At 65.8% G+C, this 20,442-nt stretch carries 26 protein-coding genes; 16 read left to right on the forward strand and 10 right to left on the reverse strand.

The window, feature by feature from the left end:
* The first annotated feature begins 5 nt into the window (after positions 1-5).
* Together rng and FHP91_RS08920 are read left to right on the forward strand one after the other, a co-directional pair.
* On the forward strand, positions 6-1,460 hold the full coding sequence (rng, locus tag FHP91_RS08915; RefSeq protein ID WP_144309230.1) for a ribonuclease G: 1,455 nt from the start codon (positions 6-8) through the stop codon (positions 1,458-1,460).
* A 52-nt stretch (positions 1,461-1,512) separates the two neighbouring features.
* Complete coding sequence (locus FHP91_RS08920) at positions 1,513-2,214, forward strand: VIT1/CCC1 transporter family protein (RefSeq protein ID WP_144309231.1); 702 nt, start codon at positions 1,513-1,515, stop codon at positions 2,212-2,214.
* Between the two features lie 11 nt (positions 2,215-2,225).
* On the opposite strand, the gene FHP91_RS08925 is transcribed toward FHP91_RS08920, so the two are convergent.
* Genes FHP91_RS08925 through atpD form a run of 9 tightly spaced genes read right to left on the reverse strand, consistent with a single transcriptional unit; the run spans position 2,226 to position 8,890 of the window.
* Entirely contained in the window at positions 2,226-3,119 is an 894-nt protein-coding gene (locus FHP91_RS08925) for a F0F1 ATP synthase subunit gamma (protein WP_144309232.1), read from the reverse strand.
* Positions 3,116-4,663 (reverse strand): alternate F1F0 ATPase, F1 subunit alpha, encoded by a 1,548-nt coding sequence (locus tag FHP91_RS08930; RefSeq protein ID WP_144309233.1) that lies wholly within the window; start codon positions 4,661-4,663, stop codon positions 3,116-3,118. Before FHP91_RS08930 ends, FHP91_RS08925 begins: the two co-directional genes overlap by 4 nt.
* The gene (locus FHP91_RS08935) at positions 4,653-5,471 is read right to left on the reverse strand and encodes a F0F1 ATP synthase subunit B family protein (protein ID WP_144309234.1); all 819 of its coding nucleotides are present in this window, start codon (positions 5,469-5,471) and stop codon (positions 4,653-4,655) included. Before FHP91_RS08935 ends, FHP91_RS08930 begins: the two co-directional genes overlap by 11 nt.
* A 3-nt stretch (positions 5,472-5,474) precedes the next feature.
* Positions 5,475-5,756 (reverse strand): F0F1 ATP synthase subunit C, encoded by a 282-nt coding sequence (locus FHP91_RS08940; protein ID WP_144175011.1) that lies wholly within the window; start codon positions 5,754-5,756, stop codon positions 5,475-5,477.
* A gap of 9 nt (positions 5,757-5,765) precedes the next feature.
* Positions 5,766-6,482: a F0F1 ATP synthase subunit A gene (locus FHP91_RS08945; protein WP_144309235.1), complete on the reverse strand. Its 717-nt coding sequence runs from the start codon at positions 6,480-6,482 to the stop codon at positions 5,766-5,768.
* Positions 6,472-6,765, reverse strand: coding sequence for an ATP synthase subunit I (locus tag FHP91_RS08950; RefSeq protein WP_144309236.1), 294 nt, complete (start codon positions 6,763-6,765; stop codon positions 6,472-6,474). Before FHP91_RS08950 ends, FHP91_RS08945 begins: the two co-directional genes overlap by 11 nt.
* Positions 6,758-7,093: an AtpZ/AtpI family protein gene (locus tag FHP91_RS08955; RefSeq protein WP_144309237.1), complete on the reverse strand. Its 336-nt coding sequence runs from the start codon at positions 7,091-7,093 to the stop codon at positions 6,758-6,760. The genes FHP91_RS08950 and FHP91_RS08955 overlap by 8 nt, the downstream gene beginning before the upstream one ends.
* Complete coding sequence (locus FHP91_RS08960; RefSeq protein WP_144309238.1) at positions 7,086-7,475, reverse strand: F0F1 ATP synthase subunit epsilon; 390 nt, start codon at positions 7,473-7,475, stop codon at positions 7,086-7,088. Before FHP91_RS08960 ends, FHP91_RS08955 begins: the two co-directional genes overlap by 8 nt.
* Positions 7,472-8,890, reverse strand: a complete 1,419-nt coding sequence (atpD, locus tag FHP91_RS08965; RefSeq protein WP_144309239.1) for a F0F1 ATP synthase subunit beta — start codon at positions 8,888-8,890, stop codon at positions 7,472-7,474. The genes FHP91_RS08960 and atpD overlap by 4 nt, the downstream gene beginning before the upstream one ends.
* A 126-nt stretch (positions 8,891-9,016) precedes the next feature.
* Here atpD and FHP91_RS21610 point away from each other — a divergent pair, with 126 nt between their 5' ends.
* From FHP91_RS21610 to FHP91_RS09020, 12 genes are all read left to right on the forward strand, one after another.
* Positions 9,017-9,142 carry a hypothetical protein gene (locus FHP91_RS21610; RefSeq protein WP_260851509.1) on the forward strand — a complete coding sequence of 42 codons (126 nt, stop codon included), beginning with the start codon at positions 9,017-9,019 and terminating at the stop codon, positions 9,140-9,142.
* A 104-nt stretch (positions 9,143-9,246) separates the two neighbouring features.
* Positions 9,247-9,918 carry an HAD family hydrolase gene (locus FHP91_RS08970; protein WP_144309240.1) on the forward strand — a complete coding sequence of 224 codons (672 nt, stop codon included), beginning with the start codon at positions 9,247-9,249 and terminating at the stop codon, positions 9,916-9,918.
* Positions 9,919-9,948: 30 nt separating this feature from the next.
* Positions 9,949-10,557 carry a glutathione S-transferase family protein gene (locus FHP91_RS08975; protein WP_144309241.1) on the forward strand — a complete coding sequence of 203 codons (609 nt, stop codon included), beginning with the start codon at positions 9,949-9,951 and terminating at the stop codon, positions 10,555-10,557.
* A gap of 3 nt (positions 10,558-10,560) precedes the next feature.
* A complete protein-coding gene (gene ruvA / locus FHP91_RS08980) occupies positions 10,561-11,160 on the forward strand; it encodes a Holliday junction branch migration protein RuvA (RefSeq protein WP_144309242.1) in 600 nt (199 codons plus the stop codon).
* Positions 11,160-11,672 (forward strand): DUF4442 domain-containing protein, encoded by a 513-nt coding sequence (locus FHP91_RS08985; protein WP_144309243.1) that lies wholly within the window; start codon positions 11,160-11,162, stop codon positions 11,670-11,672. Before ruvA ends, FHP91_RS08985 begins: the two co-directional genes overlap by 1 nt.
* Entirely contained in the window at positions 11,669-12,094 is a 426-nt protein-coding gene (locus FHP91_RS08990) for a hypothetical protein (RefSeq protein WP_144309244.1), read from the forward strand. The genes FHP91_RS08985 and FHP91_RS08990 overlap by 4 nt, the downstream gene beginning before the upstream one ends.
* Positions 12,095-12,117: 23 nt before the next feature.
* A complete protein-coding gene (gene ruvB, locus FHP91_RS08995; RefSeq protein WP_144174991.1) occupies positions 12,118-13,170 on the forward strand; it encodes a Holliday junction branch migration DNA helicase RuvB in 1,053 nt (350 codons plus the stop codon).
* Positions 13,171-13,183: 13 nt separating this feature from the next.
* Positions 13,184-13,846: a glycine-rich domain-containing protein gene (locus FHP91_RS09000; protein WP_246116264.1), complete on the forward strand. Its 663-nt coding sequence runs from the start codon at positions 13,184-13,186 to the stop codon at positions 13,844-13,846.
* A 21-nt stretch (positions 13,847-13,867) separates the two neighbouring features.
* The gene (locus FHP91_RS09005; RefSeq protein WP_144309245.1) at positions 13,868-14,527 is read left to right on the forward strand and encodes an SGNH/GDSL hydrolase family protein; all 660 of its coding nucleotides are present in this window, start codon (positions 13,868-13,870) and stop codon (positions 14,525-14,527) included.
* Complete coding sequence (locus tag FHP91_RS09010) at positions 14,524-14,928, forward strand: hypothetical protein (RefSeq protein WP_144309246.1); 405 nt, start codon at positions 14,524-14,526, stop codon at positions 14,926-14,928. The genes FHP91_RS09005 and FHP91_RS09010 overlap by 4 nt, the downstream gene beginning before the upstream one ends.
* Before the next feature lie 146 nt (positions 14,929-15,074).
* On the forward strand, positions 15,075-16,097 hold the full coding sequence (locus tag FHP91_RS09015) for a hypothetical protein (RefSeq protein WP_246116265.1): 1,023 nt from the start codon (positions 15,075-15,077) through the stop codon (positions 16,095-16,097).
* A gap of 69 nt (positions 16,098-16,166) precedes the next feature.
* Entirely contained in the window at positions 16,167-17,216 is a 1,050-nt protein-coding gene (locus FHP91_RS09020) for a 2Fe-2S iron-sulfur cluster-binding protein (protein WP_144309247.1), read from the forward strand.
* Between the two features lie 66 nt (positions 17,217-17,282).
* Here FHP91_RS09020 and FHP91_RS09025 read toward each other — a convergent pair whose 3' ends face one another.
* Positions 17,283-17,615: a DUF2249 domain-containing protein gene (locus FHP91_RS09025; RefSeq protein WP_144174981.1), complete on the reverse strand. Its 333-nt coding sequence runs from the start codon at positions 17,613-17,615 to the stop codon at positions 17,283-17,285.
* A 237-nt stretch (positions 17,616-17,852) separates the two neighbouring features.
* Between FHP91_RS09025 and FHP91_RS09030 the strand changes: the two genes are divergently transcribed.
* Positions 17,853-19,331 carry a glutamate--cysteine ligase gene (locus FHP91_RS09030; protein WP_144309248.1) on the forward strand — a complete coding sequence of 493 codons (1,479 nt, stop codon included), beginning with the start codon at positions 17,853-17,855 and terminating at the stop codon, positions 19,329-19,331.
* A 5-nt stretch (positions 19,332-19,336) separates the two neighbouring features.
* On the forward strand, positions 19,337-20,419 hold the full coding sequence (locus FHP91_RS09035; protein WP_222105152.1) for a succinylglutamate desuccinylase/aspartoacylase domain-containing protein: 1,083 nt from the start codon (positions 19,337-19,339) through the stop codon (positions 20,417-20,419).
* The last annotated feature ends 23 nt before the right edge of the window (positions 20,420-20,442 follow it).

Raw genomic sequence — 20,442 nt, forward strand, 5'->3', positions numbered from 1 at the left:
CGTCCATGACCGAAGACTTTCTGATCAATTTCACCCCGCAGGAAACCCGCGCCGCACTCATGCAGCAAGGCGTGGTCCAGGAGCTCCACGTGGAGCGCACCGCCAGCCGCGGAATCGTCGGCAATGTGTATCAGGGCCGCGTCGTGCGCGTGCTGCCGGGCATGCAGTCGGCCTTCATCGACATCGGCCTGGAGCGCACCGCCTTCTTGCATGTGGCCGATATCTGGAGCGATCGCCACAACGGCGACCACGCCCGCCCGATCGAAAAGATTCTGGTCGAGGGCCAGAGCCTGATGGTGCAAGTGCTCAAGGACCCGATCGGCACCAAGGGCGCGCGCCTGTCCACACAGGTCAGCATCGCTGGCCGCCTGCTGGTGTATCTGCCTCAGGAAAAGCACATCGGCATCTCCCAGCGCATCGAGGACGAAGCGGGCCGAGAGGCCCTGCGCGAGCGTCTCGCCCGCCTGATGGGCGAAGACGAAACCGGCGGTTTCATTGTGCGCACCATGGCTGAACAAGCCAGTGACGCGGAACTGGCCGCCGACATCGCCTACCTGCGCAAGCTGTGGCAAGAAATCATGAGCCGTGCCAGTGGCGCCAAGCCCCCGCTGGTGCTGTACCAGGATCTGACGCTCGGCCAGCGCGTGCTGCGCGACCTGGTGACCGACTCGACCTCACGCATCATCGTCGACTCGCGCGAAAACTTCCTCAAGCTCACCGCCTTCGCCAAGGAATACATGCCGCGGGTGCTGCCGCTGATCCACCACTACACCGGCGAGCGGCCGCTGTTCGACCTGCACAACGTCGAAGACGAAATCGAAAAAGCACTGGCCCGTCGGGTCGATCTGAAGAGCGGTGGCTACCTGATCATCGACCAGACCGAGGCGATGACGACCATCGATGTGAACACCGGCGGCTTCGTCGGCGCCCGCAGCTTTGATGACACCATCTTCAAGACCAACCTCGAGGCTGCGCAGACCATCGCCCGCCAATTGCGCATGCGCAACCTCGGCGGCATCATCATCATCGACTTCATCGACATGGAAACGATGGAGCACCGCGAGGCCGTGCTCGGCGAGTTCAAGCGCTCGCTGGAGCGCGACCACACCAAGATGACCGTCAACGGCTTCACCGCGCTTGGCCTGGTCGAGATGACCCGCAAGCGCACCCGCGAGTCACTGGCCCACACCCTGTGCGAACCCTGCCCGACCTGCGACGGCCGTGGCGAGGTGCAGACCGCCCGCACCGTGTGCTACGAGATCCTGCGCGAACTGCTGCGCGAAGCCCGCCAATACAACGCCCGCGAGTTCCGCGTACTCGCCGCGCCGAATGTCTGCGACCTCTTCCTCGACGAAGAATCGCAGTCACTGGCCATGCTCTCGGACTTCATCGACAAGACCATCTCACTGCATCCGGAAGCCAGCTACACTCAGGAACAGTACGACATTGTTCTGCTCTGAAGAAACCAGCCAGCGCCGTTCCGACCACATCGTCCCCAGGCCAACGCACCGCATGCCACACACGCGCCACACTTCGGAAGTGCATCACTCCCATCGCGCCGGCTGGCTGCGTGCGGCGGTGCTCGGCGCCAATGACGGCATCGTGTCGACCGCCAGCCTGATGCTCGGCGTGGCTGCGTCCGACGCCGGACACAGCGCACTGCTGATCGCCGGCGTGGCCGGACTGGTGGCCGGCGCCATGTCGATGGCTGCAGGAGAATATGTTTCTGTCAGTTCCCAGGCCGACACCGAACAGGCCGACCTGCGCCGTGAGCGCGCCGAACTGGATGCCCACCCGATCTACGAACACCAGGAGCTGGCCGCCATCTACGTCAAACGCGGCCTGAGCCCGGCGCTGGCCGACCAGGTGGCGCACCAACTGATGGACCACGACGCCCTCGGCGCCCATGCCCGCGACGAGCTGGGCATTACCGACACCTTGAGTGCCCGCCCCGTTCAAGCGGCACTGACCTCGGCAGCCACCTTCGCCGTTGGTGCAGCGCTGCCGCTGGCGGTGGCGCTGATCGCACCAGCCGCACACCTCGTACCAACGGTATCCGGGGCATCGCTGGTAGTGCTTACGGCTCTGGGCGGGCTGGCCGCACGCGCCGGCGGGGCGCCGGTCCCCCGCGCAGCGCTGCGGGTGGCCTTATGGGGGGCGCTGGCCATGGCACTCACCGCAGGCGTCGGTCATCTGTTCGGGACGGTGCTCTGACCCCTCGCCGATCAGCGCTCGCCGCGCCCCTCGGCCAAAGCCTCAAAGCCCGCAACCACATCAAACAGCTCGGCGTCGATGCCGCTCTGGCGCAGGCGGTGGAAGCGGCGCCGCAAGACGTCCAGCAGCTCACCGATGTTTTTCTCGGCCCGCTGCATGGCCGCCAGCCGGCTGGCGTTTTCACTGGCCAGCGATTCGGCACAGGCACGAAACAACGAGATGAACAGATATTCGCGCACGAAGGCCGGTAGCGTCCGGGCCGGCCCGTTCATCAGCTCGGGCAAGTTGCGGGTGGGCCAAGGCGTCTGCGCCCATTGCTGCCGCCACGCCGCATCCAGCGGCAGCAGACGCTGACCGACGGGCCGGTACAGTGCACCCGGCTTCGGCTGGTTGTGGAACAGCCAGACAGCACCGACCTCGCCCGCGTCACGCCGTTGCTCCAGCGCGATCAGAACGCGCCCCACCAGTGCGGTGATGGCCGCGATGCCATTGGGCAGCGCAAAGGGCGCGCCCGCCGCCAGCCCGACGTCGGCCAGACGCGCCTGAATGCGCTCGCCCACCGCCCACACCACGGCCCCGTCCGGCGGCGCGCCCAGTGTTTCGACCACATACGACAGCATGACCTCGTTGAAACGGCCAACCAGCCCCTGATCGGAACCGAACACCACGGCGCCGATCGGCGCGTCGCGCCCCGACGCGGGCGCGAGCAGCGCGGTGGTGTCGAGCGGGCGCAAACTGGCGGCCAGCCCCAGTTGCACGGTGCGGGCGTATTCGTCGAGCGAACGCACTGCGTTCTCGTACTGACCGATGCTGGAAGCCGCCATGGCCTTCATGGTGCGCACCACCGTGGCCAGCTCGCCGGCCCCGGCAATCTGGTGGCGCAGGCCGGCGACGCCGTCGCTCACCCGCCGGCTCCCTGTTCGTCGGTCGCGACAAACCCGGCCAGCGCCTCACGGGCCCGGGCCACGATGTCTGCACGGTCGGCGTCGCTCAAGGTATCGGCCGCATCGAGCCGCGCACACAGCGCATCGGGCAGCGCCACCGCGACCGCGCGCACGGCGGCCTCGGCGGTGGGCATGTCAGACAAGGGCACCGCGTCAAACAAGCCATCGCTCAAGGCGAGCAGCACGGCAATCTGCGCGGGCATGGGGATCGGCGCGCCATCGGGCTGCTTGAGGCAGGCGCGGATGCGTCGGCCATGGTCGATCATGCGCACGGTGTCCTCGTCCAGCCGGGCACCAAAACGGGTAAAACTCTCCAGCTCTTCGAACTGGGCATAGGCCAGCTTCAGGTCGCCGGCCACTGCGCGGTAGGCAGCACGTTGCGCCTTGCCGCCGACGCGCGACACCGACATGCCCACATCGACCGCCGGCAGCACGCCCAACTCGAACAGGGTCGGCGACAGGTAGATCTGCCCGTCGGTGATCGAAATCAGATTGGTCGGGATGTAGGCTGAAATGTCCTGCGCCTCGGTCTCGATGATCGGCAGCGCGGTCAGCGAGCCGCCACCGAGGTCTTCGCGCAAGTGGGTGGCGCGTTCGAGCAGGCGCGAGTGAATATAGAAAATGTCGCCCGGAAAGGCCTCCCGCCCCGGCGGCCGACGCAACAGCAAGGACAACTCGCGATAGGCGCGCGCATGGTGGGTGAGGTCGTCGTACACCACCAGCACATCCCGCCCCTGGGCCATGAAATGCTCGGCAATGCTGGTGGCTGCATAGGGCGCGATATAGCTCAGCCCGGGCGCGTCATTACCCTCGGTGACCACTGCCACGGTGTAGGCCATGGCCTCGTGCTCACGCAGCATGGCGACCACCTTGGCCACCCCGGCGGCGCGCTGGCCGATGGCGCAATACACGCACAGGACGTTCTTGCCGCGCTGGTTGAGGATGGTGTCGACGGCAATGGCTGTCTTGCCGCTTTGCCGGTCGCCGAGAATCAGCTCGCGCTGACCGCGCCCGATCGGGATCAGCGCATCGATGACCTTGATGCCGGTCTGCAGCGGCACGGTCACCGGCGCGCGGTCCATGATGTGCGCCGCCGGGCGTTCGACCGGCAATCGCGCATCGCTCAGCAGCGGCGGGCCACCATCCAGCACCCGCCCGGTGGGGTCGATGAGCCGGCCGATCAGGGCATCGCCCACCGGCACGTCGACCACATGCCCCAGCCGCGTCACCCGGTCGCCGGCACGAAGTGGCCAGTAGTCACCCAGCAGCACCACACCGATCTCGTCTTCGTCCACATTGAAGGCGATGCCAGTCAGCCCGCCGGGGAAGGCCAGCACCTCCTCGAAGGCTACGCCGGGCAGGCCCGAGACGCGTGCGACGCCGGCGGCGACATGCGTCACCGTGCCGGTTTCTTTCGGCGCAAGCGGCGGCGCAAAAGCCTCGCGCGCCTGGGCGACGATGTCTAAGCGCTGCGCGAGGGCCGAGGCGAGGCTGTCACCCGGCATCGGTCGGGACCTTGAGTTTGATGCTGGGCTTTGCCTCGCCCGCCGGGGGCGCCGGCGCCGCCAGCAGTTCGGACACACTCGCCTGCAGCGCATCGAGGTAGTCTGCAATGCTCCAGCCCAGCGTCTGGCCGGCCGAGGCGATTTCGATCCCGGCCACCCGATCGGACGCAATCTCGAATTGCGGCGCCTGGGCGATGCCCAAATCGTCCTTCAAGGCAGCCTGCACGGCGGCGCGATCCGCGTCGGACAAGGCGAAGGCGCTGCGCACCACCAGGGGCGCGGCCGACGCCTTGAAGTCCGCCAGCAGCGTCGCCTCGTCCGCCGCACGGGCCGCCTGTAGCCGACGCACGAAGGTGGCCACCATGCGCGACTCCAGCCCGGCATCGGCCAGGTCGCCCAGGGCCTTGCGGCACACTGCAAACACTTCGTGTTGCGTGCGCTCGGCGAGCGCCTGCCTGAGCGCCGTCGCCTGCGTGGCCAGTCGCTGCGTCTGGTGGGCCTCCAGTTCGGTCGCACGCTGACGCGCAGCCTCGATCAGGCGCTTTCCTTCGGCATCGGCCTCGGCCGTCGCGGTGGCGAGCAGTGCCTCGCGCTGTGCGTCCAGCGCCGCCTGCTGCTCACGAAAATGCGTCTGCTCGGCCTGGGCCGCATCGCGCGTGGCATCGGCCTGCGCCAGTTCCTTGGCAATGCGCTGCTCGCGCGCGTCGATTGCGTCGAGCACCGGCTGATACAGGAAGCGCTTGAGCAACCACACCAGAATCAGAAAATTGAGCAACTGCGCGACAACGGTAAACCAGTCGATGAGCATGGCTCAACTTCCTGCACTCTGGGCAATGGCGTGCGACCAGAACGGGTTGGCAAAGAGCAGGATCATCGACACCACGAAGCAGTAGATCGCCACCGACTCGACCATCGCCAGGCCAACGAACAGGGTGCGGGTGATGGTGGCTGCGGCGTCGGGCTGCTGGGCCAGCGAAGTGAGCGCCGACGACACCGCCCGCCCCTCGCCCAGCGCCGGCCCGATGCTGCCGATCGCGATGGTGAGTCCGGCGGTGATGATCGACACCACAGCAATGATGGTTTGACTATCCATGATGACTCCTCAGGGGGTATTTGCAGACGCTGTGTCAGCCGCAGCGCCGCCCGGGAGCGGGGGGCGAATGCGCGTGGCGGCGGCGATATACACCGCCGCCAGGACACTGAAAATATAGGCTTGCACCATCCCGGTCAGCAGCCCGAGGGCGCTGAGCATGATGGGGAAGATGAAGGGGGTGATGGTAAGCAAAATGGCCAGGATCATGGTCCCGCTCATCATGTTGCCAAACAGGCGGGCCGCCAACGCCAGGGTGCGCGACAGCTCGCTGATGATATTGAATGGCAGCATGATGACGGTCGGTTTCACATAGGCAGCGAGGTATTCGCGCAATCCGCATTCGGCAATGCCGAACATCGGCACCGCGACGAACACCGCCAGCGCCAGCGCAGTGGTGGTCGACAGCGAGCCGGTGGGCGGCTCGTAGCCGGGCACGATGGTGAACAGGCTGGCCGTGGCAACGAACAGGAACAAGGTGCCGAGAAAGCCCACATAGTTGCGCGGCGCGACCAGGCCGATATCGGCAATCTGCGTTTCGATGCCGGTGACGATGATCTCGAGCAGGTTCTGCCAGCGCGAGCGGGCCAGACCGCGCGACAGCCGCCGCGTGACCGCCCAGGCACCCACCGTCAGCACCGCCATCAGCGCCCAGGTGAAGGCGATGGTGGCGTTGATCTTGAAGAGGCCAAACTGCCACAAAATGATGTCGTCGGGGCTAAGGTGCATGGCTCGTCTCCGCATCTGCCGATCGGGTCAGCCGAGTGACCGCCACACGCGCCAGCACAAAGCCGACCAGTGCGGCCAGCCAGCGCCGCCAGTCGCTGCCACACACGGCAAAGAACCCGGCCAGCACGATCCCCATGCGCAGCACCAGACTGCCGAAAAACCACAGCGCCACCCGCGGCGATGAGACCGCCCGGCGCACGGTCCACCACAGGCCACCGAAAAAGATCGCGCCCAGCACACCGCCCACCCCCAGCGGCAGCATCAGCGCCAGCGCTTCATGCATCATCATCATCCTCCCGATCGCGGATTTCCTGCCCCTCGCGCAGCACCCAGTGCCAGGCGCTGAAGCAGCCCAGCACCAGCCCGATCGGCATCAACACCAGCACCCAGGAGTGCCCGGCCGGATGGCGGGCGTCGAGCCACCAGCCGATGCCCACCGCCACCAGGGTTGGCATGGCCACCGACCAGCCCACCAGGCCCATCATCCCCAGCCCGAACCAGATGGTGTGATTCACCTGCCGCTGGGCCTTGAGCTTGCGCGCCGCCTTGCGGCCGACCTCACGGCTGAATTCGCTCTCAGGCGACGGGCGTTCCTGGCGCGGCTCAGTCATGGCTGAACTCCGCCAGCCGCCGCACCAGCGTACCTTCGAGCTTGTTCAGCGCGTCGCGCAGGGTCTTTTCCTGCGCGTCGAGCGCGAGAAACTCCCGATCCACCGCCTCGCGCAAGCTGCCCAGATCGGTTCCAGCCATGGCGTTGCGCACCGACACCCGCACCTCGGCACCGGCCTTGACCAGCACCCCCTGATCCACCGCCACACACACCTCCCCGTCGGCCTCGGTCTCGTACAACAAAATGCCCGGCGCCAGCGCCACCGCGCAATCGAGCCGACGCGGCAACAGGCCAAACGCGCCATCGACCGATTCGGCCACGATGCGCGACACCCCGCCGATGTCGGCGAAGATGCGATCGGGGAGGAGGATCTTCAGCTTCATGGGGCCGTCGCCGTTTCCGGCGCCGGAACGGTCTTGCGCCGGGCCTCGTCGATGGCACCGATCATGTACAGCGAGCGCTCCGGCACGTCGGCGAACTCGTCATTGAGAATCCGTTCGCAGCCGTCGAGCGCGTCGGCCAGGCTGACCAGCCGCCCCTTGAGCCCCGAGAACTGCTCGGTGGTGAAGAAGGGTTGGGTCAGAAAGCGCTCCAGCCGGCGTGCGCGCGCCACCACTTTTCGGTCTGCCACCGACAGCTGCTCCAGCCCGAGCATGGCGATGATGTCTTTCAGGTCGGCGTATTGCGCCAGCGTGCGGCGAATGGCCTGCGCCAGCGCATAGTGACGCTCGCCGACGACGCCCGGCGTGGCCATGCGCGAGCTCGACTGCAAGGGATCGATGGCCGGATACAAGCCCTCGCTGGCGCGCTTGCGCGACAAGACAATCGAGGCAGACAGATGAGAAAAGGTGTGCACCGCAGCCGGATCGGTGAAGTCATCGGCCGGCACATACACCGCCTGGATCGAGGTGATCGCACCGCGATCGGTGTTGGCGATGCGCTCCTCGAGCTGCGACAACTCGGTGCCCATGGTCGGCTGATAGCCCAGGCGCGAGGGCATCTGGCCGAGCATGCCGGAGATCTCCATGCCGGCCTGGATGAAACGGAAGATATTGTCGACCAGCAGCAACACGTCGCGATGCGTGTCGTCACGAAAATACTCGGCCATGGTCAGCGCCGCATGGCCCACCCGAAAGCGCGCGCCCGGCGGCTCGTTCATCTGGCCGAACACCATCACCATGTTGTCCAGCACGCCGGCCGCCTTCATGTCGCGGTAGAGCTCCTCGCCCTCGCGACAGCGCTCGCCGATGCCGCAGAAGATGCTCACCCCGGCGTGCTGGCCGACCATGTTGTGAATCATCTCGGTCAGCAGCACCGTCTTGCCCACGCCGGCGCCGCCGAACAGCCCCGCCTTGCCCCCACGCTCCAGCGGCATCAGCACGTCGATCATCTTGATGCCGGTCTCGAACACCTCCGAACGGGTCGAACGCTGCGCCAGCGCCGGTGGCGCCCGATGCACGCTGCGCCAGCTCACTTCGGGTGGCGCCTGGCGATCAATCGCCTGACCGAACACATCGAACATCCGCGACAAAATGCCCGGCCCGACAGGTGCCTGCAAGGGCGCCCCGGTGTCGGTCACCGGCATGCCGCGCGCCAGCCCCTGGGTCGGGGTCAGCGCAATGCAGCGCACACGATGGGCATCCAGGTGCGCCATCACCTCGATGGCAATCTCGCTGGACGCGCCCGAGCGCAACAGCGTCCGAATGGGCGGCACGCCGCCCTCAAAACGCACGTCGACCACGCTCCCCCGCACCGCCAATACGGCGCCGGACATGCTGAATGCTGATTGAATCTGCATACGCGGCCCTCCAAAGCACCATCGTACGCCCCCCGGCCAATTGATGTCGTCGGGCGGCACCCGACGTCGGGACGGCCTATACTGAACCAGCAGCGGCATTTGCCGACGCGTCTCGGGAGTACGATCATGGGCAAGATAAAGCAGAGCAACAAAGAACAGCGAAAACAGCCGCTGCTCAGCCCCAAGGAAAAGAAAGCCGCCAAGCAAGCCAAAAAGCATGCCGTTGGTCACACACCGATCATCCCTCACTGAATAGACACTGCCACCTGCGCCACCACGGCGCAGGTGGCGCATCCCGCGGGCGCAAATCGCCCCCTCGGCCGCCACACCCCGCCCGAGCGAGCTCAGCTTCCACAATGAACCCCTTCAATCCGACCGACCTTCATGCCGTCGTCTTCGACATGGACGGCCTGCTGCTCGACAGCGAACGCATTGCCTACGACATTGGTCGCCAGGTCAGCCTCGATCTGAACATCCCCTGGACGCACGAAGTGGCCATGCAGATGATCGGCCTCAACTCGCGCGAACACGAATCCCTGCTCAAAGGCGCCTTCGGCGACGACTACCCGCTCGACGCCCATCGCGCCGAGTTCGGCCTGCGCTACGAAGCGGTCATCGCCGCCGGCACCATCCCGCTCAAACCCGGCGTGCTTGAATTGTTTGATGCGCTGGAGGCCGCCGGCCTGCCGCGCGCCGTCGCCACCTCCACCCGGCGCAGCCGCGCGCTGCCCAAGCTCGACGCCGTCGGCCTGCTCGACCGGGTGCACATCGTGGTCGCCGGCGACGAGGTCGCCCGCGGCAAACCCGCGCCCGATATCTTTCTCGCCGCCGCCGAACGCCTCGGCCAGCGCCCGGCCGACTGCCTCGCGCTCGAAGATTCCAACGCCGGTGTACGCGCCGCCCGTGACGCCGGCATGCGCGTGGTGATGGTGCCCGACCTGCTCACCCCTGCCGACGATATCCTCAGCGCTGGCATCCCGATTGCCAAAAGCCTGCTTGACATCGCCACCCGGTTCACGCGCCAATAAACGCCCGTTTGATTTAGCCCCCTGCCCGTCATGAAACTCATCGGCATGCTCGACTCGCCCTTTGTCCGCCGCACCGTCGTCTCGGCGCACCTGATGCATCTGTCGCTGGACCACGAACAGATCTCGGTGTTTCGCCAATACGAACAGTTCCGCGCGATCAACCCGCTGGTCAAGGCACCGACGCTGGTCTTTGACGACGGCACGGTGATGGTCGAGTCCCAGATCATCCTGCAATACCTCGAAACCCTCGCCGCGCCCAAAAACCGCCTCACGCCAAGCGATCCAGTGGCGCGCCAGCGCTGCCTGCGGCTGACCAGCCTGGCGCTGGCCGCCTGCGACCGCTCCGTCCAGCGCTACTACGAAACCAGCATCCGCCCCGAAGCGCACCGCTGGCTCGACTGGTCCGGCCGCCTGACCGAACAGCTACGTGCCAGCTACGACCTGCTCGAAGCCGAGTTTGGCGATAGCGACTGGCTGTGTGGCGACGACCTCACCCAGGCCGACGTCAGCACCGCCGTCGCCTGGCGCTTTACGCAAAGCAAACTCCCCGGCGTGATTGACCCCGCCGATTACCCCCGCCTCGCCGCCCACGCCGCGGCAGCCGAGGCACTGCCGGCCTTCCAGGCTGCGGATTTCTAGACAATGATCGGACGCCTCACGGGCACCCTGCTCGAAAAGAACCCGCCACAAATCCTCATCGACGCTGGCGGCGTCGGCTATGAAGTTGACGTGCCCATGAGCACCTTCTACCACCTGCCCGCCACCGGCCAGGCGGTCAGCCTGCACACCCACCTCGCGGTGCGCGAGGACGGCCATTTTCTGTACGGCTTTGGCAGCCATGAAGAACGCACCGCCTTCCGCCAGCTGATCAAGGTCTCCGGCATCGGCGCACGCACCGCGCTGGCCGTGCTCTCGGGCCTGTCGGTTACCGACCTCGCCCAGGCCATCGCGCTGCAGGAAACCGGCCGGCTGGTGAAGATCCCCGGCATTGGCAAAAAAACCGCCGAGCGCCTGCTGCTCGAACTCAAGGACAAGCTCGGCAAAGCCCTGCCCACCGTCTCCGCCAACCTCGCCACCAGTGGCGCTAACACCCCGCCCGACGCACGCAGCGATATCCTCAACGCCCTGATGGCGCTGGGCTACAACGAGAAAGAAGCCCTCGGCGCCATGAAAGGCCTGGCCGACGACGCCACCGTCTCCGACGGCATCCGCGCGGCCCTCAAGCTCCTCGCGAAAGCCTGATGCCACGCGCGGCAACGCCGACCCCGAAACAAGGCTTTCTACGCAGCATCCGCCTCGGCCCCGGCCTGCTCAAATGGGGCATCAGCCTGTGGCCGCCCTTTCTCGGCGCCGGCATCCGCGTGCAGCACATCGCCCCCGACTTCAGCGAGATCGTGGTCGCTCTCAAGATGGGCCTGTTCAACCGAAACTATGTCGGCACCCACTTCGGCGGCTCGCTGTTCTCCATGACAGACCCGTTCTACATGCTGATGCTGATGCACCGCCTCGGCAAAGGCTATGTGGTGTGGGACCGCGCCGCGAAGATCGACTTCCTGCACCCCGCCAAAGGCACGGTCACCGCCCGCTTCATGCTCAATGAAGCGCAGATCGACGCCATACGCGCCGCTACCGCCGACGGAGAAAAACACCTGCCGACCTATACGGTCGAGGTGATCAATGCCGACGGCGAGGTGTGTGCGCGGGTGGAGAAGACGGTCTATATCCGAAAGCTCGCCCCCAAACAGCCCGAATGAAGGACGTCGCGGGCCGCGTTGGCAGCATCGTGCTCGTGTTGCTTGGCTTTGCCGCCATCGCCCCGACGGCATTCGTTACGCTGTTTGGGCTGTTTGTTACAGGGGGTCTGGCTTTCAAGGATGGCCTGAATGCCACCATGCTTTGGACCGCCATCGCACTGCTCGTGCCCACCGCGTCGCTTGCGTGCCTTCTCTGGCTCACGACCCGACACCGCAGCCTCCGCTTGTCGGAGGTTCCGGCACTCGTATGGACAGGCTTGGCGGCGGGGGTTCTCGCGGGTCTTTATATGACGGCCAAGCTCCCACCGGCGTCGATCAACACTGCGAGCACCTGGTTCAAGATCGGCGGTGGGCCATTGCTGCTCGCCCCTGTCGTAGTCTTTATCATCTGGTATCGCGGCCGGAACACGAATCCGGAATAGCGCCCTTCAGTTAAACTGCCGCCATGATCGAAACCGACAAACTCCAGGCGAGCACCGAGCGGCTGATTGCGCCGCAGACGGCCAACCGGCAGGAAGACGCCATCGAGCGCGCGCTGCGGCCGAAGCGGCTGGCGGATTACGTTGGGCAGGAGAAGATTCGAGAGCAGCTGGAGATTTTCATCCAGGCCGCGCGGCGACGCTCGGAGGCGCTTGATCATGTACTGCTATTCGGGCCGCCGGGGCTGGGCAAGACCACGCTGGCGCATATCGTGGCCGCCGAGATGGGCGTCAATCTGCGCCAGACCTCGGGCCCGGTGCTCGAGCGCGCGGGCGATCTGGCGGCGCTGCTGACCAATCTCGAGCCGAACGATGTGCTGTTCATCGACGAGATCCATCGCCTGTCGCCGGTGGTTGAAGAGATCCTCTACCCGGCGCTGGAAGACTTTCAGATCGACATCATGATCGGCGAGGGGCCGGCGGCGCGCTCGGTCAAGCTGGACCTGCCGCCCTTCACGCTGGTGGGCGCCACCACCCGCGCCGGCATGCTCACCAATCCGCTGCGCGACCGCTTCGGCATCGTGTCGCGGCTGGAGTTCTATACCGCGGACGAGTTGCGCACCATCGTCAGCCGCTCCTCCGGCCTGCTCAATGTGGACATCGACGACGCTGGCGCGCTGGAGATCGCCCGCCGCGCCCGCGGCACACCGCGCATTGCCAACCGCCTGCTGCGCCGGGTGCGCGACTATGCCGAGGTGCGCGCCGACGGGCATATTTCGTCGCCGGTGGCGGATGCCGCACTCGTCATGCTCGATGTCGACTCGCTCGGACTCGACCTGATGGACCGCAAGCTGCTCAGCGCGGTGCTCGAGAAATTCGGCGGCGGCCCGGTGGGGCTGGATAACATCGCCGCGGCAATTGGCGAGTCGCCCGACACCATCGAGGATGTGCTCGAACCCTATCTCATCCAGCAAGGCTATCTGCAGCGCACGCCGCGCGGGCGCATCGCCACGCATGCGATCTGGCAGCATTTCGGCCTCACGCCGCCAGGCAAGGCAGGCGACATGTTCGGCGGTTGATCGGGTGGCGGGCGTGAGTGTCTCGCTGCTGGTCGCTGGCGCGGCGGCCATGCTCGCCGGTGGCGTACTGTGGCGCAAGCGCGTGGCCCGCGAGCGCGGGCAGTTTCTCCAGCACTACGATTTCAGCCGCCTGCTCGACAAACGCCTCGCCAGCCGCCGGCCCGAACTAAGCCCGGCGCAACGCAAAACCGTCTTTCACGGCCTGCGCGACTGGTTCGAAATCAACCACCGCGCCGGCCGACGCAAGCTATCAATGCCCTCACAGGCGGTCGATGACGCGTGGCACGAGTTCATCCTGTTCACCCGCAATTATCAGGATTTCTGCCGCCGGGGGCTGGGGCGTTTTCTGCACCATGTACCCGCCGAGGCGATGACCCGCCCGACGCAGGCGCAAGACGGCCTCAAGCGCAGCTGGCGGCACGCCTGCGCCCATGAGGGTATCGATCCCAAGTCGCCCTCCCGCCTGCCCCGCCTGTTTGCCATCGACGCAACGCTCGGTCTGAGCGACGGTTTCAGCTACCAGCTCGACTGCCGCAAAGCGGGTACAGCCGCCAGCGGCGCATACTGTGCGAGCCACATCGGTTGTGGCGGCGGCTGCAGCAGTTGCAGCAGCGACTCGGGCAGCTCGGATGGGGGTTGTGGCAGCGGCTGCGGCGGAGGTTGTGGCGGCGACTGATCCACACACAAGGGGATAAAGATGCAACAGATTCTGGTATACGGCGATTCATTGTCCTGGGGCATCATCCCCAACACCCGACAACGCCACCCATTCCCGGTGCGCTGGCCCGGCCGGCTGGAGATCGCACTGCGCGACGCAGGGCAGGATGTGCGCATCATCGAAGACTGCTTGAACGGCCGGCGCACGGTGTGGGACGACCCCTTCAAGGCCGGTCGCAAAGGCATCGACGGCCTGGCCCAGCGCATCGAGGTGAACAGCCCCCTGGCGCTGGTGATCCTGATGCTCGGCAATAACGACTTTCAATCCATGCACCCCCACAACGCGTGGCACGCAGCCGAGGGCGTTGCCGCGCTGATCGACGCGATCCGCCGTGCACCGATCGAGCCGGGCATGCCGGTTCCGCCCATCTTAATTGTCGCCCCGCCGCCGATCGGCATGCCGGCGGGCACGATGGCGCAGAAGTTTCATGAAGGCGATCTGAAATGCACCGGCCTGTCCGCTGCCCTCGAACGCGTCGCCAAGGACCATGGCTGCGCGTTCTTCAATGCCGCCAGCGTCATCCACTGCAGCGCCGCCGATGGCGTGCATCTGGACGCGCAAGCACACGAACAACTCGGTGATGCACTGATCGCGCCGGTCACCGCCGCCCTCACCAATGGAGGCGCCGCCGCCCCATGATGCGCACGCTGTCGCTGTTCGTGGTGCTGCTCAGCGGGCTGGCCGGGGCATGGTTGTTCACACGCGGCGAGTTCTATCTGCCCAACCGCTTTGATCTGTCGCTGGCCACGCATTTCAGCGGCATCTCGGCCCGCCTGCTGGCCGGCGCCCTGCTGTGCCTGAGCGCGGCGGGGCTCAGTTTCATGCAACGCATGGCCATGGGCACCCGTGCTGGCGCGGATCGCGCCTGGCAGATTCGGCACTTCGTGATCCTCTCGTTGTGCATCATGTTGTTCACCGCTGCCTTCATCAAATCCGAAGTCGTGCTCAACCCCGACTACCGCGCACCGGCTCACAGCACAAACACGCTGACGCCGATCTGCGGCGGGCTTCGCCTACCGTTCGTCATTGCTCGAATTTAAACATTGACCGACCGGTCGGTTAATGTTTAATCTCTTGACCTGTATCAAAAACACGTTTTTGCGCGCCTTCTACTGTTGTCTGCAGGGCGCGCACAGCACAGGACGCCGCCCGTGGCGACGCCCGGATACTCAGGAGGAGACAGACAGTGAATAAAGAAAAAATTGCCCACACCATGGACCTGCCGCCGGTTACGGCGCAGCCCAATGTGTTCCCGCTGTCGTGGAACGCGCAGACCGCCAAGATGGAAGAAGTCTGGGACGCCGCGCAGCGCGAAAACTGGGACCCCAAGCAACTGGCCTGGGACACCTTCGATGTCGAGAGCTATAGCTGGGAAGAGCGCGAGTCCATCGCCTACTGGTGGACCCTGCTGTCCTGTTTCGACGCCTCGGCACCCCCGGTTTTCGCCGAGGCGCTGATCAAGTGCTACGAGGACCATGAAGAAGACCCGGTGCGCCGCTGCTTCTTCTCGGTGACCCGCGACGAGCAGAACCATGAGCAGATGTGCGGCCTGGCCATCACCCGCCTGCTCGAGCACCCGGACCCGCTCACCTACACACCCAAGACCGAGCTGGGCAAGAAGCTGCAGCGCAATGCCCACTGGCTGTACTACAACGGCGGCCGCTACTGGACGGGCTACAAGAAGGCCGTGCCCAAATACAGCCTGGCCGTGCTGTTCAGCTCCTTCCTGATGGGCGAGATCGCCGCCGCGACGATCTTCAAGCAGATGCATGACAACACCCGCGAGCTGGTGTTCAAGGAAGCCTTCCGCAACATCGGTCGTGACGAAGGGCGCCACATGGCCATCTGCATGGCGTTGATGGAGCGCGATTACCCGAAGCTGCCGGACGAGGACCGCGCCATCGTCACCAAGCAGATCCGCGCCGGCTACCTGTTCCTGTCGGCCGTGCTGTTCGAGCCGCCGATGGACTTCTGGGACCTCCCGGCCGACTTCATCGATGTGCAACGCGAGGCCGAGGAAGTGGCCCGCGGCGCCGGCTTCGGCATCCCGACCTACGAGGCCAAGAAGGAAAACTGGAAGAACGCCATGCTCAACCTGAAGGGCGTGCTCGACCGCTACGACATTCCCTTCCCGGCGATTCCCGAAGTCGGCATCTCCGGCCAGGAGATTTCCGAGATCGAGATGGACGACATCATTCCGGTATTCTGATCGTCATCACGCCGCGTCCGGGTCGCCACGCAGGTGGCGGCCCGTTTTTGCCTCAACAGGAGAACAACAATGAGCCGAATCCGCCTGCATCCCTCCGGTCGCGAAGTGGAGTGTGCCAGCGGTGACACCGTCCTCGGTGCCCTCGAAAAAGCCGGTTACGCGCTGCCCAACAACTGCCGCGCCGGCGCCTGTGGCGAATGCAAGGTCAAGGTCGTGTCCGGCAACTTCGACCAGGGCATGGTACTCGACATGGCCTTGTCGCAAGATGAGCGCACGCAGGGCTTCGGCCTGATGTGCATGGCCAAGCCGCTGTCCGAAGAGATGGTCATCGAGTGGGGCACGGAAGACGCCAAGCCCAAGTTGTTTCCACCGCGCGAGAACCAGCGCTTCGTGGTCACCGACCGCATCCCGCGCACGCCGCGCATCGTCGAGCTGCGCCTGCGCCCGGTTGGCCCGCCCATGCGCTTCTGGCCCGGGCAGTACATCACCCTCGGCAACGAGCGCGACGGCGCCCCCGCGCGCTGCTACTCGATCGCCAACGCCCCGCGACCCGACGGCGAAATCGTGTTGCAAGTGACCCGCGTTGATGAAGGCCAGACCAGCCTGTGGGTGCACGACAAGCTCGGCATCGGCGAGCTCGTCAAACTCTCCGGCCCTTACGGCACCTTCATTGGCGACCCCGCGGTCGAATCCCCGGTGCTGTGTCTCGCCGCCGGATCGGGCCTCGCGCCGATTCTTTCGCTGGCCGAAGCGGCGCTGCGCCGCGGTTACCGCAAGCCGGTCGACCTCGTGTTTTCAGCCCGCGAACGCTCCGACCTCTACGATGGCGGGCTGATGAAGTACTGGGAAACCAAGCACCGCAACTTCACCTATCGCCCCACGCTCACCCGCGAGACCTGCGATGGCCTGCTGCACGGCCGGATTCCCGAGGTGCTCGCCAAGCAGTTTCCCGACCTGTCCAGGCACAGCGTGTTCATCGCCGGCAGCCCGGCCTTCGTCGCCGACTGCGTAGCGGCGGCCAAAGCCCTGGGTGCCACCGACGAGATGATCCACACCGAGGGCTACTTCGGTCAGGCCCAGCCGCAAACCGCACCGCAAAGCCATCTCACGCCGTACTGATCACCCCGCAGTGGACGAAAAAGCGCGCCTCGAGGGGCGCGCTCTTCTGCGTTTCGGAAACGACGATCAGCCGCCCGAGCAGCCGCAACCACCGCCGCCGCCACCGCAACCGCCGCCACCTTGCTCAGGCGCCGATTCCGCCGGCGCGCCATTGGCCACGCCGAGCTGGATGGTGAAATCGATGACGATTTCGCCGGCTTCGCGGGTCACATAGTTGATGCCGACCTGGTTGCCATAACGCTGCTGGATCTGGCCCAGCAGGGGCAGCGGATCGTGGTCATTCACAAAACGCATGGTCTCGCCGTCGGCGAGGGACTCCAGCGCACCGAAAATCGACGCATGGCGGAAGCGCTTGGCCACGCCGCGGGCGTCGAACGGAAAGACGTTGCTATCGTTCATGTTGGTTTCACTCTTGGGGTTTGCGGATACGGCCAGCGCTGACGCTGACCTCGTGCGCCGATGATCCCGATTTGCCCGCCCTAACGCCTTGAGTTGGCGCAAATTTCCGTCACCCCGACGAACGGCACGGCCCGCGAACCGGCCGGCCACCATGCCGGTCACACGGAAAATCCTTGACGGCACGCCATGGCGTGTCCGCAAAATAGCCCCGACACCGCCTAGGGGAGGACACCAGGCATGGGTATCGAAATTTCGGAAACCGGCTTTACGCCGCAGATGGAGCAGGCCTTCGCGCAGCGGCTGCAGGACAATCTTGCGGCCTTGAAGCAGGTCTTGGCGCGTCGCGGGTTTGGTCAGGGCGAGACCTCACTCGGCGCCGAACTGGAGATGTACATCATCGACGCCGACGGCCGGCCCCTGTGTGTCAATCAGCAGATTCTCGACGCCGCACACGACCCGCAGCTCACCCTGGAGCTGAACCGCTACAACCTCGAATACAACCTGTCGCCCTACCCGATTTCGGCGCAAGCGTTTCGCACCACCGAACAGGAGATGCTCGACAAACTCGAGCATTTTCGCCAATGCACGGCCGAGTTCGGCGGGCGCATCGTGCTGATCGGCATTTTGCCGACGCTGACGCCCGGCGACTTCGGCCCGCAGCAGATGACCGAGCGAAAGCGCTATCAGGTGCTGGTCGATCGCCTCAAGCAAAGCCGTGGCGAGCAGTTCCGGGTGAACATCGACGGGCGCGATCCGCTGCAGCTGACCATGGATGACGTGACGCTGGAGGGCGCCAACACCTCCTTCCAGATTCACTACCGGGTCAGGCCCGAGGCCTATGCCGACACCTTCAACGCGATGCAGCTGATCACCCCGCTGGTGCTTGCCGTGTCGGCCAACTCGCCCGGGCTATTTGGTCATGAGCTATGGCACGAGACGCGGGTGCCGCTGTTCAAGCAGTCGATCGACACCCGCATCAAGGATCGTTACCGCTGGCACCAGAGCCCGCGCGTCGGCTTCGGCCACGGCTGGGTGCGTCAGGGCGCCTACGAGCTGTTCGCCGAGTCGGTACTGCTGTATCCGCCCTTCTTCCCAATCTGCGGCGAGCATGATCCGCTCGAAGAGCTCGTCCAGGGCCGCACGCCGGCGCTCGAAGAATTGCGCCTGCACCAAAGCTCGGTGTGGCTGTGGAACCGCCCGGTGTATGACGATGCCGGCGGCGGCCATCTGCGCATTGAGATCCGCGCCCTGCCGGCCGGGCCGACGCCCATCGACATGGTCGCCAACGCCGCCCTGTGCATTGGCCTGGCCGAAGGCCTGCGCCCGCAAATCGACAGCTTGTTGCCGGCGCTGCCCTTCGCCTTGGCCGAGTACAATTTCTACCGGGCGGCGCAGGACGGCCTCGCGGCCCGGCTGGTGTGGCCCGATCCGCAACAGAGCAGCTGTCACGAACACAGCGCCGCCGACCTGCTCAAGCGCTACCTGCCATTCGCTTACGACGGCCTGCGCGCCATCGGGGTCGCGGATGATGAAGCCAGCGGCTATCTCGCGGTGATCGAGCAGCGTCTGGCCAGCCGACAAACCGGCGCCGTCTGGCAGCGCGACGCCCTGCATCGGCTCGAAACGAAACTTCCGCCCGAGCGCGCCGCACGCGAGATGCTGGCCCGCTACCATGAGCACAGTCTGTCGAACACGCCGGTCGGCGAATGGAACTGAACGCAATGCCCCTGTCTGATCTGCCCGCCGCCCTGGCGCCGCATTTTTACACTCTGCAAAACCCCATGCCCGAGGCTTTGGGGGACACGCCGGAAGCCTTTCTGGCCGCCCTCGACGGCCCCACCTGTATCGTCCTGACCGGCGCCGACCCCAGCCGCTGTCGTGCGCTGGTCACACTGCTCCACGGCAACGAGCCCTCGGGCGTACGCGCGCTGCACCGCTGGCTGCACGCCGGCATTCAGCCCGCAGTCACCATCGTGTGCGTGATCGCGGCGGTCGAGGCGGCGCAACACCCGCCGGTGTTCAGCCACCGCGTGCTCTCCGGTCGGCGCGATCTGAACCGCTGCTTTCGCGCGCCCTTCGACATCGACGCGCAAGGCATGCTGGCGCAGCGCATTCTCGAGTTGCTGGTGCACTTCACGCCCGAGGCGGTGATCGACCTGCACAACACCTCCGGCTCGGGCCCCTCGTTTGGCGTGTCGATCTGCGCTGACGACGCCCACCTCGCCCTCACCACACTGTTCACCCGGCGCCTGGTGCACACCGATCTGCGCCTCGGCTCGCTGATGGAAATCAGCGAGCACCTCGTGCCGACGGTGACGATTGAATGCGGCGGCCGGACCGACGACGCCGCCCACACCGTGGCCTGGGCCGGCATCGATCACTTCTTTCGCCGCCCCGACGTACTGACCCGCCGCGCCGACATCGACGTCGACGTCATGCGCAACCCCGTGCGCCTCGAACTCACTCCCGCGTGCTCACTGGCTTATGCCGATGCGCCGCGGGACGATGTGCACCTGACCTTGCGGCCCGACATCGAGCACTACAACTTCGGTGTGACGGCCGCCGGCACCTCGCTGGGCTGGGTGCGCGGCGCGCAGCTGGAGGAGCTGTTTGTCGCAAAAAATACCGCCCGCAACTGCCTGCTCAAGGACGTGCTCATGCTGACCGACGGCGAGTTGATCACCCGACAGCCGCTCAAGCTGTTCATGATCACCACCCAGCCGGCCATCGCCAAAATGGACTGTCTTTGCTATGCCGTGCAGGCGGATGGGCGCGAGCTGATCGCGGGGCAACGGCCCGTGTAGCCAAGGCCGGATTCAAGCGATCG

Origin of the sequence: Denitromonas halophila, assembly GCF_007625155.1 — a bacterium.
Lineage (GTDB): Bacteria > Pseudomonadota > Gammaproteobacteria > Burkholderiales > Rhodocyclaceae > Nitrogeniibacter > Nitrogeniibacter halophilus.